This is a genomic window from Enterobacter hormaechei ATCC 49162 (assembly GCF_001875655.1).
GTDB lineage: Bacteria > Pseudomonadota > Gammaproteobacteria > Enterobacterales > Enterobacteriaceae > Enterobacter > Enterobacter hormaechei.
This window is the reverse complement of the sequence record NZ_MKEQ01000001.1, coordinates 412,233-428,062: the sequence shown is the minus strand read 5'-3', so window position 1 is coordinate 428,062 and position 15,830 is coordinate 412,233. Positions and strand designations below refer to the sequence as shown.

14 protein-coding genes are annotated in these 15,830 nt (G+C 56.7%); 10 read left to right on the top strand and 4 right to left on the bottom strand.

Features of this window, described 5'->3' with window-relative positions; all coding sequences use genetic code 11:
* Positions 1-52 precede the first annotated feature (52 nt).
* From BH712_RS02160 to narI, 6 genes are all read left to right on the top strand, one after another.
* Entirely contained in the window at positions 53-628 is a 576-nt protein-coding gene (locus BH712_RS02160; RefSeq protein ID WP_006810717.1) for a TetR family transcriptional regulator, read from the top strand.
* A gap of 209 nt (positions 629-837) precedes the next feature.
* Entirely contained in the window at positions 838-2,223 is a 1,386-nt protein-coding gene (locus tag BH712_RS02155; RefSeq protein ID WP_006810718.1) for a NarK family nitrate/nitrite MFS transporter, read from the top strand.
* Between the two features lie 67 nt (positions 2,224-2,290).
* On the top strand, positions 2,291-6,031 hold the full coding sequence (locus tag BH712_RS02150) for a nitrate reductase subunit alpha (protein ID WP_006810719.1): 3,741 nt from the start codon (positions 2,291-2,293) through the stop codon (positions 6,029-6,031).
* Positions 6,028-7,572 carry a nitrate reductase subunit beta gene (narH, locus tag BH712_RS02145; RefSeq protein WP_006810720.1) on the top strand — a complete coding sequence of 515 codons (1,545 nt, stop codon included), beginning with the start codon at positions 6,028-6,030 and terminating at the stop codon, positions 7,570-7,572. Before BH712_RS02150 ends, narH begins: the two co-directional genes overlap by 4 nt.
* Positions 7,572-8,267, top strand: a complete 696-nt coding sequence (gene narW / locus BH712_RS02140) for a nitrate reductase molybdenum cofactor assembly chaperone (RefSeq protein WP_006810721.1) — start codon at positions 7,572-7,574, stop codon at positions 8,265-8,267. Before narH ends, narW begins: the two co-directional genes overlap by 1 nt.
* Positions 8,264-8,944, top strand: a complete 681-nt coding sequence (narI, locus tag BH712_RS02135) for a respiratory nitrate reductase subunit gamma (protein WP_006810722.1) — start codon at positions 8,264-8,266, stop codon at positions 8,942-8,944. Before narW ends, narI begins: the two co-directional genes overlap by 4 nt.
* An 80-nt stretch (positions 8,945-9,024) precedes the next feature.
* Here narI and nhoA read toward each other — a convergent pair whose 3' ends face one another.
* Positions 9,025-9,870: an N-hydroxyarylamine O-acetyltransferase gene (nhoA, locus tag BH712_RS02130; protein ID WP_006810723.1), complete on the bottom strand. Its 846-nt coding sequence runs from the start codon at positions 9,868-9,870 to the stop codon at positions 9,025-9,027.
* A gap of 105 nt (positions 9,871-9,975) precedes the next feature.
* Here nhoA and BH712_RS02125 point away from each other — a divergent pair, with 105 nt between their 5' ends.
* The 3 genes from BH712_RS02125 (at position 9,976) to BH712_RS02115 (ending at position 11,461) form a co-directional block, all read left to right on the top strand.
* A complete protein-coding gene (locus BH712_RS02125) occupies positions 9,976-10,548 on the top strand; it encodes a flavin reductase family protein (protein ID WP_006810724.1) in 573 nt (190 codons plus the stop codon).
* Positions 10,549-10,673: 125 nt separating this feature from the next.
* Positions 10,674-11,036: a CHAP domain-containing protein gene (locus BH712_RS02120; protein ID WP_071850064.1), complete on the top strand. Its 363-nt coding sequence runs from the start codon at positions 10,674-10,676 to the stop codon at positions 11,034-11,036.
* Positions 11,036-11,461 (top strand): DUF3828 domain-containing protein, encoded by a 426-nt coding sequence (locus BH712_RS02115; RefSeq protein WP_006810726.1) that lies wholly within the window; start codon positions 11,036-11,038, stop codon positions 11,459-11,461. Before BH712_RS02120 ends, BH712_RS02115 begins: the two co-directional genes overlap by 1 nt.
* Before the next feature lie 67 nt (positions 11,462-11,528).
* Here BH712_RS02115 and fusA read toward each other — a convergent pair whose 3' ends face one another.
* Positions 11,529-13,631 carry an elongation factor G gene (gene fusA / locus BH712_RS02110; protein WP_006810727.1) on the bottom strand — a complete coding sequence of 701 codons (2,103 nt, stop codon included), beginning with the start codon at positions 13,629-13,631 and terminating at the stop codon, positions 11,529-11,531.
* A 161-nt stretch (positions 13,632-13,792) separates the two neighbouring features.
* On the opposite strand from fusA, the gene BH712_RS02105 reads away from it, so the two are divergent.
* Entirely contained in the window at positions 13,793-14,092 is a 300-nt protein-coding gene (locus BH712_RS02105) for an ArsR/SmtB family transcription factor (RefSeq protein ID WP_006810729.1), read from the top strand.
* Here BH712_RS02105 and BH712_RS02100 read toward each other — a convergent pair.
* On the bottom strand, positions 14,085-14,726 hold the full coding sequence (locus BH712_RS02100) for an ECs1377 family protein (RefSeq protein WP_032673843.1): 642 nt from the start codon (positions 14,724-14,726) through the stop codon (positions 14,085-14,087). The genes BH712_RS02105 and BH712_RS02100 overlap by 8 nt on opposite strands.
* A 91-nt stretch (positions 14,727-14,817) precedes the next feature.
* On the bottom strand, positions 14,818-15,819 hold the full coding sequence (locus tag BH712_RS02095; RefSeq protein ID WP_006810731.1) for a Kdo(2)-lipid IV(A) acyltransferase: 1,002 nt from the start codon (positions 15,817-15,819) through the stop codon (positions 14,818-14,820).
* Positions 15,820-15,830 lie beyond the last annotated feature (11 nt).

Here is a 15,830-nt window from a genome sequence, read left to right as displayed (position 1 = left end):
CTTGTCCAGCTCTTTGTTACACTCGTTTCGTTGCCATTGAGAGTGAGAAAATATGCGTTATCTGAGCAAGGACGAACGGCGGGAAGAGATCCTACAGGCCGCGATGCGCGTGGCGCTGACTGAAGGGTTAGCTGCGATGACCGTTCGCCGCATCGCCGCCGAAGCGGGCGTTGCAACCGGGCAGGTTCATCACCACTTTGCGTCGGCGGGCGAACTTAAATCGCTGGCGTTTGTGCGGCTGATCCGCGATTTACTGGACGCTGAAATCGTGGGCGATAACGCCGGGTGGCGCGAGCGCCTGCATGCTATGCTCGGCAGCGATGACGGCGGGTTTGAGCCTTATATTCGACTGTGGCGGGAGGCGCAAATTCTTGCCAGCCGGGATAGCGACATTAAAGGCGCTTACGTTCTGACCATGGAGATGTGGCACCAGGAGACGGTCGCGATTATCCGTGCCGGCGCAGAGGCCAACGCCTTTACGCTTGCTGACCAGCCAGAAAATATTGCCTGGCGATTAATCGGCCTGGTATGCGGACTGGACGGCATATACGTATTAAATATGCCTGAAATGGACGATGCGGCATTTAATAAGCATCTGGATAAACTTATCTCCCTCGAATTGTTTTAATACTCCCATCGGGGTATTAATTTCTGCAAAAAGTTACAATTAGTAACACATAAAGCGAACCCTGATTCCCATTCCAAACTCAGGGATTCGCTTTTTTATCTATCCTTTCAGATGTATCCCATAACATCCAATAATTTCTACAAACCATCGACAACTATCTTTCTGTTTTCACTTCTTTTTTCTCTTCATTTGGTAAGCAAGAGGGTGATATGTCACATCAAAGTGAGAAGAGTAATCAGCATCTGTTGAGTAACTGGAAACCGGAAAACGCGCAATTTTGGGAGAATAAAGGGAAACATATCGCACGCAGAAACCTGTGGATTTCCGTCGCGTGTTTGCTTCTGGCGTTTTGTGTATGGATGTTGTTTAGCGCTATTGCGGTGAATCTTAATAAGGTCGGATTTAATTTCAGCACCGATCAGCTTTTTATGCTAACAGCATTACCTTCTCTCTCCGGCGCGATATTGCGCGTCCCCTACTCTTTTATGGTACCGATATTTGGCGGACGTTACTGGACCGTGTTAAGCACCGTGATCCTTGTTGTGCCCTGTGTCTGGCTTGGGATCGCCATCCAGAATACCGCTACGCCCTATTGGGTCTTCATCATCATCGCGCTGCTGTGCGGTTTTGCTGGCGCCAACTTTGCTTCCAGCATGGGAAACATCAGCTTCTTCTTCCCGAAAGCCAGACAGGGCAGCGCGCTGGGTATTAACGGCGGGCTGGGAAACCTGGGCGTCAGCGTGATGCAGCTGGTTGCGCCGCTGGTCATCTTCCTGCCGATGTTCACCTTCCTCGGCGTGCACGGCGTACCGCAGGAGGATGGCTCGACAATGTGGCTGGCGAACGCGGCCTGGATCTGGGCGCCGCTGCTGATTCTGGCCACCATTGCGGCGTTTTTTGGCATGAATGACATCGCCAGCTCGAAAGCCTCCATTGCCAGCCAGCTTCGGGTGCTGAAGCGCTTTCACCTCTGGCTGCTGAGCCTGCTCTATCTGGCGACTTTCGGATCGTTTATTGGTTTCTCGGCGGGCTTTGCCATGCTGTCGAAAACCCAGTTCCCGGACGTGAACATCCTGCACCTCGCCTTCTTCGGTCCGCTGATTGGCGCCCTGGCGCGTTCGGCTGGCGGGATGATTTCTGACCGGCTGGGCGGCGTGCGCGTTACGCTGATCAACTTTGTTTTTATGGCCATCTTTAGCGCCCTGATTTTCCTGACGCTCCCCGGATCAGGTTCCGGCAGTTTTATGGCCTTCTATCTGGTCTTTATGGGCCTGTTTCTGACCGCAGGGCTGGGCAGCGGATCGACCTTCCAGATGATCGCGGTTATCTTCCGTCAAATCACCCTCGACCGCGTGAAAAAACAGGGCGGGAGCGACGAACAGGCGCAGCATGAAGCAGTGACCGAAACGGCTGCCGCGCTGGGCTTTATCTCTGCCATCGGTGCGGTGGGCGGGTTCTTTATTCCCAAAGCCTTTGGTACGTCACTGGCGATGACCGGTTCTCCGGTGGGCGCCATGAAAGTCTTTCTCGTTTTTTACATCGTCTGCGTGCTCGTCACCTGGCTGGTGTATGGCCGCAAATCCTCACAAAAATAATAACTATATCTTCGCCGGAGTGTGATGCCTCACCCTCCGGCCATGCTATCGAAGCAGGAGAAATGTCATGAGCAAACTGTTGGACCGCTTCCGTTACTTCAAAACAAAAGGCGACAGTTTCGCCGAGGGGCACGGGCAGGTGTATCACACCAACCGCGACTGGGAGGACAGCTACCGTCAGCGCTGGCAGTTCGACAAAATTGTACGATCCACCCACGGCGTTAACTGTACCGGCTCCTGTAGCTGGAAGATTTATGTCAAAAATGGGCTGGTGACCTGGGAAACTCAGCAGACCGACTACCCGCGCACCCGCCCTGACCTGCCCAACCACGAACCGCGCGGCTGCCCGCGTGGCGCGAGCTACTCGTGGTATCTCTACAGCGCCAACCGTCTTAAATACCCGCTGGTGCGCCGCAGGCTGATTGAACTCTGGCGCGAGGCGCTGGCGCAGCATACCGATCCGGTGCTGGCCTGGGACGCCATTCAGAACGATCCGCAAAAAGCGCAGAGCTACAGAAAGGCGCGGGGTAAAGGCGGGTTTATCCGCTCAAACTGGAAAGAACTCAACCAGCTTATTGCCGCCGCCAACGTCTGGACCATCAAACATTACGGCCCGGATCGCGTGGCCGGTTTCTCCCCTATTCCGGCGATGTCGATGGTCTCTTACGCCGCCGGAACGCGCTACCTCTCTCTGCTGGGCGGCACCTGCCTGAGCTTCTACGACTGGTACTGCGACCTGCCGCCCGCGTCGCCGATGACCTGGGGCGAGCAGACCGACGTGCCGGAATCCGCCGACTGGTACAACTCCAGCTATATCATCGCCTGGGGCTCGAACGTGCCGCAGACGCGTACCCCGGACGCCCACTTCTTCACCGAAGTGCGCTACAAAGGGACCAAGACCGTCGCCATTACGCCGGACTTCTCGGAGGTGGCGAAGCTCAGCGACCAGTGGCTGGCTCCCAAACAGGGTACCGACAGCGCCCTCGCCATGGCGATGGGCCATGTGATCCTCAAAGAGTTCCACCTTGATAACCCGAGCGAGTATTTCCTCAACTATTGCCGTCGCTACACCGACATGCCGATGCTGGTCCTGCTGGATGAGCAGGCAGACGGTCGCGTGGTGCCGGGCCGCATGCTGCGCGCGTCGGATCTGGCCGACGGGCTGGGCGAAACGAATAATCCGGAGTGGAAAACCATCGCCTTTGACGTGGCCGGGAATCTGGTGGCGCCGAACGGATCCATTGGCTTCCGCTGGGGTGAAAAAGGCAAATGGAACCTGGAGTCGCTGGCGGCGGGTCAGGAAACCGAGCTGACGCTATCCCTGCTCATCACCCACGACAGCGTGGCGGACGTCGCCTTCCCGTACTTCGGCGGTAACGAAAACCCACACTTCCGCAGCGTGAACCAGGAGCCGGTGCTGACGCGCCGCGTACCGAGTAAAACCCTGACGCTGGCGGACGGCAGCCAGCGACGGGTGGTCAGCGTGTACGATCTGGTGCTGGCGAACTACGGCCTCGATCGCGGTCTGGAAGACAGTAACGCCGCGTTAAATTACGCCGAGATAAAAGCCTACACCCCGGCCTGGGGCGAACAAATTACCGGCGTGCCCGCGTACTTGATTGAAAAAATCGCCCGCGAGTTTGCCGACACGGCGCATAAAACCCACGGCCGTTCGATGATCATCCTCGGTGCCGGTGTGAACCACTGGTACCACATGGACATGAACTACCGCGGGATGATCAACATGCTGGTCTTCTGCGGCTGCGTCGGGCAGAGCGGCGGCGGCTGGTCTCACTATGTGGGCCAGGAGAAGCTGCGCCCGCAAACCGGCTGGCTGCCGCTGGCCTTCGCGCTGGACTGGAACCGCCCGCCGCGCCAGATGAACAGCACTTCCTACTTCTACAACCACGCCAGCCAGTGGCGCTATGAGAAGCTGACCGCCCAGGAGTTGCTTTCTCCCCTTGCAGACGCGACGAAATTCACCGGACACCTGATCGATTTCAACGTGCGCGCCGAGCGCATGGGCTGGCTGCCGTCGGCCCCTCAGCTCAACCTTAATCCGCTGCATGTGAAAGCCCGCGCCGACGCCGCCGGGATGTCGCCGCAGGACTATACCGTGCAGGCGTTAAAATCGGGTGATATTCGCTTCGCCTGTGAACAGCCGGACAACGGCAAGAACCACCCGCGCAACCTGTTCGTCTGGCGCTCGAACCTGCTCGGCTCGTCCGGGAAAGGCCATGAGTACATGCTGAAATACCTGCTTGGCACTGAAAGCGGTATTCAGGGTGAGGATTTAGGCTCAACGGACGACGTGAAGCCTGAAGAGGTGGAGTGGCAAACCGCCGCCATTGAGGGCAAGCTGGATCTGCTGGTGACGCTCGATTTCCGCATGTCCAGCACCTGCCTGTTCTCGGATATCGTCCTGCCCACCGCCACCTGGTATGAAAAAGACGATATGAATACCTCGGACATGCATCCGTTTATTCACCCGCTTTCCGCCGCCGTTGACCCGGCGTGGGAATCGCGCAGCGACTGGGAGATCTACAAGGGCATCGCCAAAGTGTTCTCTGAAGTGTGCGTCGGGCATCTCGGCACCGAAACTGACGTGGTGCTACAGCCGCTACAGCATGATTCACCGGGGGAACTGTCGCAGCCGTTTGATATTCTGGACTGGCGCAAAGGCGAATGCGATCTGATCCCCGGCAAAACGGCACCGAACATCGCCGTGGTCGAGCGTAACTACCCGGAAACCTACGAGCGCTTTACGGCCCTTGGACCGCTGCTGGACAAGCTCGGCAACGGCGGAAAAGGCATATCGTGGAACACCCAGAACGAGGTCGATTTCCTCGGCAAGCTCAACTACGTCAAGCTCGACGGCCCGGCGAAAGGTCGCCCGCGCATCGAGACCGCCATTGACGCTTCAGAGGTGATCCTCGCCCTCGCGCCGGAAACCAATGGTCAGGTCGCGGTCAAAGCCTGGGAAGCCCTCGGGGAACTGACCGGGCGCGATCACACCCATCTGGCGCTGAACAAAGAAGACGAGAAAATCCGCTTCCGCGATATTCAGGCGCAGCCGCGCAAAATCATCTCCAGCCCGACGTGGTCCGGCCTTGAGAGCGAGCACGTCTCCTATAACGCAGGCTATACCAACGTCCACGAGCTGATCCCGTGGCGCACGATTTCAGGCCGCCAGCAGCTGTATCAGGATCACGTCTGGATGCGCGCCTTCGGGGAGAGCCTGGTGGCCTATCGTCCACCGATTGACACCCGCAGCGTCACCCATATGCGCGAGATCCCGCCGAACGGCTTCCCGGAAAAAGCGCTCAACTTCCTGACGCCGCACCAGAAATGGGGCATTCACTCCACCTACAGCGAAAACCTGCTGATGCAGACCCTGTCGCGAGGCGGGCCGATTGTCTGGATCAGCGAAACCGACGCACGCGAACTGGGCATTGAGGACAACGACTGGATCGAAGCCTTCAACGCCAACGGCGCTCTCACCGCACGCGCAGTGGTCAGCCAGCGCGTACCGCCGGGCATGACCATGATGTACCACGCCCAGGAGCGCATCCTGAACATTCCGGGGTCAGAAGTGACCGGACGGCGCGGCGGGATCCACAACTCCGTTACCCGCGTCTGCCCGAAACCGACCCACATGATTGGCGGCTACGCGCAGCTGGCCTACAGCTTCAACTATTACGGCACCGTCGGCTCGAACCGCGACGAGTTCATCATGATCCGCAAAATGAAAAACATTAACTGGCTGGACGGCGAAGGTCGGGATCAGGTACAGGAGGCGAAAAAATGAAAATACGCTCACAGGTTGGCATGGTACTGAATCTCGATAAATGCATTGGCTGCCACACCTGCTCGGTCACCTGTAAGAACGTCTGGACCGGGCGCGAAGGGATGGAGTATGCGTGGTTTAACAACGTGGAGACCAAACCGGGGATTGGCTATCCGAAAAACTGGGAAGATGAGGATGAGTGGCAAGGCGGCTGGATACGCGGGATCCACGGCAAGCTGACCCCGCGCCTCGGGGGCAAAATGGGCGTGCTGTCGAAGATTTTCGCCAACCCCGTGTTGCCGCAGATTGACGATTACTATGAACCCTTCACCTTCGACTATCAGGATCTGCACCGCGCGCCGGAGGGGGATCACCTCCCTACCGCCCGCCCACGTTCGCTGATCGACGGCAAGCGGATGGACAAAATCGTCTGGGGACCCAACTGGGAGGAGCTGCTGGGTGGCGAGTTCGAAAAACGCGCCCGCGACCGCAACTTCCAGAAGATACAGAAGGAGATGTACGGTCAGTTTGAAAACACCTTCATGATGTACCTGCCGCGCCTGTGCGAGCATTGCCTCAACCCGAGCTGCGTCGCCACCTGCCCGAGCGGCGCCATTTATAAGCGCGAAGAGGACGGCATCGTGCTGATCGACCAGGATAAATGCCGCGGCTGGCGTCTGTGCATCAGCGGTTGCCCGTACAAGAAAATCTACTTCAACTGGAAGAGCGGCAAATCAGAAAAATGCATCTTCTGCTACCCGCGCATCGAGTCCGGCCAGCCGACCGTCTGCTCGGAAACCTGCGTCGGGCGCATCCGCTATCTCGGCGTGCTGCTGTACGACGCGGACCGTATTGAAGAGGCAGCAAGCACCGAGCATGAAACCGATCTGTACGAGCGTCAGTGCGACGTGTTCCTCAACCCGAACGATCCAGCGGTGATTGAGGAGGCGCTGAAGCAGGGTATTCCGCAGAACGTGATTGACGCCGCCCAGCGTTCGCCGGTTTACAAAATGGCGATGGACTGGAAGCTTGCCCTGCCGCTGCACCCGGAATACCGCACCTTGCCGATGGTCTGGTATGTGCCGCCGCTGTCGCCAATTCAGTCCTACGCGGACGCGGGCGGTCTGCCGCAGAGCGACGGCGTTCTGCCTGCGGTTGAAAGCCTGCGCATCCCGGTGCAGTACCTGGCAAACATGCTGAGCGCTGGCGATACCGGGCCGGTGCTGCGCGCCCTGAAACGCATGATGGCGATGCGTCACTACAAACGCTCCCAGACCGTGGAAGGCGTGACCGATACCCGCGCCATTGAAGAGGTCGGCCTGACCGAAGCGCAGGTTGAGGAGATGTACCGCTACCTGGCGATTGCTAACTACGAAGACCGCTTCGTGATCCCGACCAGCCACCGTGAAATGGCGCGCGATGCCTTCCCGGAGAAAAACGGCTGCGGCTTCACCTTTGGCGACGGCTGCCACGGCTCTGACACCAAATTCAACCTCTTCAACAGCAGCCGCATCGATGCGATCAACATCACCGAGGTGCGCGATCACGGGGAGGGAGAGTAATGCAAATCCTCAAAATCATCGCGCTGCTGATTGAGTATCCCGATGAACTGCTGTGGGAAAACCGCGACGAAGCGCTTTCCCTGGTTGAACAGGACGCGCCCATGCTGCTGCCGTTTGCGCAGCAGCACCTGAGCGCCCCGCTGCTGGATAAGCAGGCTGAATGGTGTGAAGTGTTTGAACGTGGTCGCGCAACCTCGCTACTGCTGTTCGAGCATGTTCACGCCGAGTCCCGCGATCGCGGTCAGGCGATGGTCGATCTCATGAGTCAGTATGAGAAAGCGGGTCTTCAGCTTGACTGCCGCGAGCTGCCGGACTATCTGCCGCTCTATCTGGAATACCTTAGCATCGTTACCGACGACGAAGCGCGCGAAGGGCTGCAAAACGTCGCGCCTATTCTGGCGCTGATTGGTGGCCGCCTGAAACAGCGCGGCGTGGCGCATTACCAGCTGTTTGACGCCCTGCTGACGCTGGCGGAAACGCGGCTTTCCAGCGACAGCGTGGCGAAACAGGTGTCCGGTGAAAAACGGGATGATACCCGTCAGGCGCTGGACGCGGTGTGGGAAGAGGAACAGGTGAAGTTTATCGAAGACAACGCCACATCGTGCGACAGCTCGCCGATGCAGCAATATCAACGACGCTTTAGCCAGGACGTCGCGCCGCAGTACGTGGACGTCAGCGCCGGAGGCCCAAAATGACACATTACCTGAACGTGTTTTTCTATGACATTTATCCGTATATCTGCGCCACCGTTTTTTTCCTCGGTAGCTGGTTGCGCTACGACTACGGGCAGTACACCTGGCGCGCCTCGTCGAGCCAGATGCTCAGCAAACGCGGGATGAACTGGGCCTCGAACCTGTTTCATATCGGGATCCTGGGGATCTTCTTCGGGCACCTGTTCGGCATGTTAACCCCCCACTGGATGTACGCCTGGTTTTTACCCGTCGCGGTTAAACAGCAGTTAGCCATGATTGCGGGCGGGATTTGCGGGGTACTGACGCTGATTGGCGGGTCAATGCTGCTTTACCGCCGCCTGTTCAACCAACGGGTACGCGCCACGTCCACCACGCCGGATATCATCATCATGAGTATCCTGCTGCTTCAGTGCATCCTGGGACTGTCGACCATTCCCTTCTCCGCCCAGTATCCTGACGGAAGCGAGATGATGAAGCTGGTCGGCTGGGCGCAGGGGATCGTGACGTTTAAGGGAGGCTCGTCAGAAATGCTGAGCGGCGTCGCACCGATCTTCCGCGTGCATCTGGTGCTGGGGATGACGATCTTCCTTATCTTCCCGTTCACCCGTCTGGTGCACGTTTGGAGTGCGCCGTTTGAGTATTTTACCCGTCGCTATCAGGTGGTGAGATCGCGCCGTTGATTTTGTCGGGTGGCGGCTTCGCCTTACCCGACCTACGTTTCAAGCCGCTGTAGGCCCGGTAAGGCGTAGCCGCCACCGGGCTATTTCCCTGCCTGTGGATGCGTATCAAACCCCGCCATCACGGCCGTCAGCTCGGCCAGGGTAAAGCCGTGCTTCGGGTCATCAACGCCCAGGCCAAACCGCGCCTGCATCAGCTTATACAGCGCCTCCGCATCCGGCAAATGGATCTGATCCTCCACATGCCCGTTCTGCCAGTGGGTAAAATTAAAGTTGGTCAGCGTCAGCTTGCCCCCGTCCGGCAGGTGGCGACACATCAGCAGGTGATGACGGAAATGGGACTGCGGCCAGTGCGCCGACCAGAAGTTTCCCATCACGTAATCGTTGAAGTACTGGGTCGCCAGGTCGAAGTGGTACATTGACTGCCAGTGCTCGTGATGGCGGAATTGCAGTACCCAGTCGTTACCCTCGCTCAGCAAACGATAACTCCCGTGCGGGGTTTCCTGTTCCTCGTTGGCGATCAAACGAATCGGCGCCGTCAGCGTTTGTCCGCCAAATCCCACATCGGCGATCCAGCGCTCGCCGTTCAGCTCAACCAGCAGCAACCGGTGCGTACGCGGCGGCATCTGCGTCGGATTAGCCAGCACAACCCGCCCCAGCACGCTGCGCACCGTAAAACCGACTTCGCGTAACACCCGCTCAAACAGGCCGTTTTGCTCAAAGCAATATCCCCCCCGCCGCGCGGTGACAAGTTTATCCACCAGACACCCGTCGTCCAGATGGATTTCACGCGGCAAAACAACATCGATATTTTCGAAAGGGATTGCGCAGTTATGGTGTAAATGCAGCCCCCGCAGGGTATCGATATCAACCTGTACGGGCTGCTGCCAGCCCGTGCGGGCGAAATAAGCACTCAGAAATGGGGACATGATTTGCTCCAGGATGTGATATCCCCTGTTTATAAACTATTTTCCCTTATGCATATGCGCAAAAGTGCTTTTTCGTCATACTCATCGTGTACATGAGGAGATCCTATGAACCACTTTCGCCCTGTTGAATTACGCCATGCCAGCCGTCTTCTGAATCACGGTCCAACCGTGCTCATCACCAGCCGAGATGAGACCATCGATCGTCGCAACGTCATGGCCGCCGCATGGTCTATGCCGGTGGAATTTGAGCCCCCGCGTATCGCGATTGTGGTAGACAAAAGCGCGTGGTCACGGGAGTTGATCGAACGCAGCGGGAAATTCGGCATTGTGATCCCCGGCGTGGCGGCAGCCAACTGGACCTGGGCGGTCGGCAGCGTCAGCGGGCGCGACGAGGATAAATTCAACTGCTACGGGATCCCGGTTATTTATGGCCCTAAGCTTGGCCTGCCGGTTATAGAAGAGAAATGTCTGGCGTGGATGGAGTGCCGGTTATTACCTGTAACCTCTGCGGCCGAGAAATATGACACTCTTTTTGGCGAAGTGGTTTCCGCCGCGGCGGATGAGCGCGCATTTGTCGCCGGGCGCTGGCAGTTTGACGGGGATAAGCTGAATACGCTGCATCATCTGGGTGCCGGTACGTTTGTCGCGAGCGGGAAAATGGTGAAGGCGCTGGAATGATTTTTTAATTATACCCATCTGAATTATATGAAATTTCTATGGCATTTTATGTTTATCATGACGATGTTAAACGGAGGATATTTCACAAGCTGTTGCATAAACAATCTTTCGTAAAGGAAATATCCATGTCATGGAACAAAGATGGCGCAATATCATATGCGAAATCACACGCGCAACCCAGCAGCACGGGTTATTGTGCTCGTTACGTAACAGAAGCGATCAGAGCGGGTGGTCGATTAAAAATCCCCAACACGCGTCTGGCAAAAGATATGGGGCGCACATTAGTCAATGCAGGCTTTCACCTGGTATATGATCAACCCCATGCTGGTGACGTCGCAGTTATCCAAAATATAATTGGTCATGATAGCGGTCACGTTTGTATATACGATGGTCAACAGCGGATCAGCGATTTTGTGCAACGCACCATGTATCCTGGGCAGGCTTACCGCAACATACAACCTCATTACGAACTGTTCAGGCATGATTAATGAAACCACTCTACTTTTTACTTTTCGCCCTGTCTCCGCTCGCGGCCGCAGAAAACATTTATGCACCGGGTCAAGCGGCGCTTAAATTCAATCAATGGTATATAGCGCAGTTAGATCAGAACAAACCACCCGTACTCAATCCAGACATTATGAACGAGTACGTAGCCTCAGGGACCATTGCAGCAATTAAAGAAATGTACTCTGGCGACAGTAACGGCAAAGATATGCCCGATGCGGATATGTTTATCAAAGCGCAGGACTGGGATGATGACTGGAATCAGGTAACCGTCTTACATTCTGATTTTGACGCCGTTTGCACAAACGTCTATGTCGCATTTGGTAAGAAGCAAGATCATGTTATTGCAGATTGTCTCGTTGAAGAGCAAGGAAAATGGAAAGTGCGATCGGCGACGCTAATTAAGTAACAGGCATAAACTCCCTGTCGTAATAATAAAGGCACATGGTAGCCAAATGACTACCATGTGCAATTAATTAACTCTTCACACGCTTCGCAATAATCTCATCCGCAACATTCCGCGGTGCTTCCGCAAAATGATGGAACTCCATCGTATACGTCGCGCGCCCCTGGGACATCGATCGCAGCGTGGTAGCGTAGCCAAACATCTCAGCCAGCGGCACGTCAGCGCGAATAATCTGGCTACCGTACTGCTCTGCCATCCCCTGCACCAGGCCGCGACGGGAGGAGAGATCGCCCATAATGTTCCCGGCGTACTCTTCCGGCGTTTCCACCTCAACGTGCATCACCGGCTCAAGAATAACCGGATCCGCCCGCCGTGCGCCCTCTTTGAAGCCGAGGATCGCCGCCATGCGGAAGGCCATCTCCGAGGAGTCAACGTCATGGTAGGAACCAAACGTCAGGGTCGCTTTCACATCCACCACCGGATAGCCCGCCAGCACTCCCGTATTCATGGCTTCTCGCAAGCCTTTTTCCACCGACGGGATGTACTCCCGCGGCACCACCCCGCCTTTGGTGGCATCTTCAAACACAAAACCACTCCCGGCGGCTAAAGGCTCCAGGCTCAGGACAACATGACCATACTGCCCTTTCCCGCCGGACTGCCGGACAAATTTACCTTCAATATCCTTCACCGCTTTACGCAGGGTTTCGCGGTAGGTGACCTGCGGACGACCAATGTTCGCCTCAACGCCAAACTCACGCTTCATGCGGTCAACGATGATTTCCAGATGCAGCTCGCCCATCCCGGAGATAATCGTCTGGCCGGACTCATCATCCGTGTGCAGGCGGAACGACGGATCCTCCGCCGCCAGACGCTGTAGGGCGATCCCCATTTTCTCCTGATCGGCCTTGGTTTTCGGCTCAATCGCCAGCGAAATAACCGGGTCCGGAAACTCCATCCGTTCAAGGGTGATCACCGCATTCGGGTCGGTCAGCGTGTCACCGGTGGTGACGTCTTTCAGCCCGACACAGGCTGCGATATCCCCTGCGCGCAGCTCGTCCACCTCATGGCGATCGTTGGCATGCATCAGCACGATGCGTCCGATACGCTCTTTCTTGCCTTTCACCGGGTTATACACCGCGTCGCCTTTGCGCAGTATGCCGGAATAGACGCGGATAAAGGTCAGCTGGCCGACGTACGGATCGCTCATCAGTTTAAAGGCCAGCGCCGAGAACGGTTCATGATCGCTTGGGTGGCGCTCGGCGTGCTGTCCGTCTTCATCAACACCGTCAATGGCGGGCACGTCCAGCGGAGACGGCATCAGCTCAATCACCGCGTCGAGCATGCGCTGCACCCCTTTGTTCTTAAAGGCGCTGCCGCACAGCATGGGCTGTATTTCACCGGATATAGTCCGGATCCGCAGCCCTTTGATGATTTCCGCTTCATCCAGTTCGCCCGTCTCAAGGTACTTATCCATAAGTTCCTCGCTGGCTTCTGCCGCCGCCGAAACCATTTTTTCTCGCCACGCCTGGGCGGTGCTCAGCAGATCGTCGGGCACCGGCGCGTAGCTAAACGCCATACCCTGCGTTGCATCGTCCCACAGAATGGTGCGCATCTTGATGAGATCCACCACGCCCGTGAAGTGTTCTTCCGCACCCACCGGGATCACAATCGGGACCGGATTAGCTTTCAGACGCTCCTGCATCATCTGCACCACGCGGAAGAAATCCGCACCCGGGCGGTCCATTTTGTTGACGAAGGCCAGCCGCGGGACGTGATATTTATTCGCCTGACGCCAGACGGTTTCCGACTGGGGCTGCACGCCACCAACGGAGTCATAGACCATTACCGCGCCGTCGAGCACACGCATGGAACGTTCCACCTCAATGGTGAAATCTACGTGCCCGGGGGTGTCGATAATATTGATGCGGTGCGGCTCAAAGCCTCTGTCCATACCGGGCCAGAAACAGCTCACCGCCGCCGACGTAATGGTGATCCCGCGCTCCTGCTCCTGCGCCATCCAGTCGGTGGTTGCCGCGCCATCGTGTACTTCACCCAGCTTGTGGCTCATCCCGGTGTAAAACAGAATGCGCTCAGTGGTGGTGGTTTTACCGGCATCGATATGCGCGGAGATACCGATGTTGCGATAACGTTCGAGTGGAATGGGTCGGGGCATGATATTTCCTTACGTCTTTATGACGGGTATGTGACGACCGGGATGGTCGCGTATTCGTTCGTTTGTTATAATAGTCCTATTGTACGAGTATTATCGAACTGTTTTTTAACGGTTGACCTATTGTTGATATAGCTCAATCTGACGTGAGACGCAGGAAAACGATGATCCCAAACCACCCGGAACCTGAACAAATAGTGTTGGAAAATGTGCTCTTCGCCCTCGGCAATCCGCTGCGACTGGCGATTATCCGCAGGCTGGCCGACGGCAGCGAACTGAGCTGTAACGCGCTGCGCCCGGAAGAGGTAGTGAAATCTACCATGACCCACCACTGGCGCGTCCTGCGCGACAGCGGCGTGATCTGGCAGCGCCCGCAGGGGCGCGAGAATATGATTTCACTAAGAAGAGAGGATCTGGATGCCCGTTTTCCAGGGCTGATGGCGATCTTGCTCCAGGCTAAGTAGCGGCAGCATCTTCAAGACGATAAACCGGAACGCGCCGTGTTGTTCCGGTAAGGGTGTCGAACACCTCCGTATCGGACGTCACTATTCTCATCCCGGTCTTCCTTAACCGCTGCACCTCGGCGGCTATGCGCTGGAGGCCAAACCAGAAAAGCCCGTCAAGCGCGGTGACCGCAAGCCCCTGTTCCAGCGCCAGCTGGAGGCGCTCGCGGGGGGCTTTCACCTGCTGAGCGATTTGCCGGTAAGGCACTTCCGAACCGCCGGACGCATCGATCCGCTGAATACGGGTCTTCAGGTGGTAGGTAAATTCATCGGGAATGCCGTTCAAATCCCGTTTAAGGCTGTAGACGCAGCCAAACCGCTTCCCGTTGAACAGGACATTTTTTTGACTGAGCTGAAACTCATTTCTGATGCTATCAATCAGCTGCGGTGCACGGGTAAGAAGTAACCGGAAGGGAAGCTCAAAGCTGGTCACATAATCCACATTCAGCAGCGCGAGACGCAGCCGCTCTTCTGCCCCGGATTTCTGGTCATGACACTCGCGCATCACCTCGGCCCACTGGCGCGTCAGACGTTCCGGCTCGTCGGCTTCGGTGAGGAGGTATTTTTCTAGATGATAATCGACTCTTCCGGTCATGTGGGGCATCCCGTCAATATGGATGCGGTAATTCTATCCAGCGCGGCAGGATTTATAAAGGGCGGAGCGCACCGGCATCCGCCCTGCCGGGCTACTGCTGGATACTCGACCGGTCCGAAATATCGCTGGCAGAAAAGGTTCTTGCAGAAGATGGGATCTGTTTTTTGCGTTTATACCGGTCCGGCTGGCCTTCAGGGCGGGTTTTGAACCGGCGATGCAGCCACATATATTGCTCAGGCGCCATCATCACGGCGCGCTCAATCGCTCTGTTCATTTGCGTGGCCACCGACGCTTTGTCGCCTCCCTGCAAGGTATCGCTAATATCTTCCAGAATAATCAGCTCATACCCTGTGCCATCTGCTTTTCTGCGCGGTACAAACGGGATCACGGCCGGTCTGGCACTTTTCACCAGCATGTAGCTCCCGGCAGTTGTCGCGGCGTCCGGGACGGCAAAAAACGGCACAAACACGCTATTCGTTTTGCCATAATCGTGGTCCGGGGCATACCACAGGATCTCGTTTTGCTTCAGCGCGCGGATCATGCCCTTCAGGTCATAGCGGTCAAGCATGGTTTTATTGGAACGCAGACGACCGCGCGTTTGCAGCCAGTCGAGCAACGCATTATTGTTGGGACGATACACACCAATACCCGCGTTGAGCATGCCAAAGATGCGTGCGCCTAATTCCAGCGTGAGAAAATGCATGCCAATGAGCACCACGCCCCTTCCTTGCGCCCGCGCCTGTTCCATATGTTCGTAGCCGGTCACGCTGAAGTGTTTCCGTACGCGCCAGTCTGGCCAGAACCACGCTATCCCCGTTTCGATGACGCCCATTCCAACCGATTCAAAATTACGCTCAAGCAGACGCTCGCGCTCGTCCTCTTTCATATCAGGAAAGCAAAGCTCAAGATTTCGTCTGGCGATCTCCACGCGGCGTGGAAGCAGGCGCATAGCCAGACGCCCAAGCCCGTGACCTGTTTTCAACAGCAGCGGGTACGGAAGCTGAACCGTGCACCAGAGCGCGGCAATGCCTGCCCAGCTGAGCCAGTAACGAGGATGAATAAAGGCGAGTGAAAACTGAGGTAATTTTGTCATGGAAAAATTAT

Bases quoted from the DNA above. Each gene is read 5' to 3' on its own strand.
- BH712_RS02155 (WP_006810718.1), top strand. From the start codon at position 838: ATGTCACATCAAAGTGAGAAGAGTAATCAGCATCTGTTGAGTAACTGG.
- BH712_RS02125 (WP_006810724.1), top strand. From the start codon at position 9,976: ATGAACCACTTTCGCCCTGTTGAATTACGCCATGCCAGCCGTCTTCTG.
- BH712_RS02095 (WP_006810731.1), bottom strand. From the start codon at position 15,819: ATGACAAAATTACCTCAGTTTTCACTCGCCTTTATTCATCCTCGTTAC.
- narI (WP_006810722.1), top strand. From the start codon at position 8,264: ATGACACATTACCTGAACGTGTTTTTCTATGACATTTATCCGTATATC.
- BH712_RS02105 (WP_006810729.1), top strand. From the start codon at position 13,793: ATGATCCCAAACCACCCGGAACCTGAACAAATAGTGTTGGAAAATGTG.
- narH (WP_006810720.1), top strand. From the start codon at position 6,028: ATGAAAATACGCTCACAGGTTGGCATGGTACTGAATCTCGATAAATGC.
- nhoA (WP_006810723.1), bottom strand. From the start codon at position 9,870: ATGTCCCCATTTCTGAGTGCTTATTTCGCCCGCACGGGCTGGCAGCAG.
- narW (WP_006810721.1), top strand. From the start codon at position 7,572: ATGCAAATCCTCAAAATCATCGCGCTGCTGATTGAGTATCCCGATGAA.
- BH712_RS02160 (WP_006810717.1), top strand. From the start codon at position 53: ATGCGTTATCTGAGCAAGGACGAACGGCGGGAAGAGATCCTACAGGCC.
- BH712_RS02150 (WP_006810719.1), top strand. From the start codon at position 2,291: ATGAGCAAACTGTTGGACCGCTTCCGTTACTTCAAAACAAAAGGCGAC.
- fusA (WP_006810727.1), bottom strand. From the start codon at position 13,631: ATGCCCCGACCCATTCCACTCGAACGTTATCGCAACATCGGTATCTCC.
- BH712_RS02100 (WP_032673843.1), bottom strand. From the start codon at position 14,726: ATGACCGGAAGAGTCGATTATCATCTAGAAAAATACCTCCTCACCGAA.
- BH712_RS02115 (WP_006810726.1), top strand. From the start codon at position 11,036: ATGAAACCACTCTACTTTTTACTTTTCGCCCTGTCTCCGCTCGCGGCC.
- BH712_RS02120 (WP_071850064.1), top strand. From the start codon at position 10,674: ATGTCATGGAACAAAGATGGCGCAATATCATATGCGAAATCACACGCG.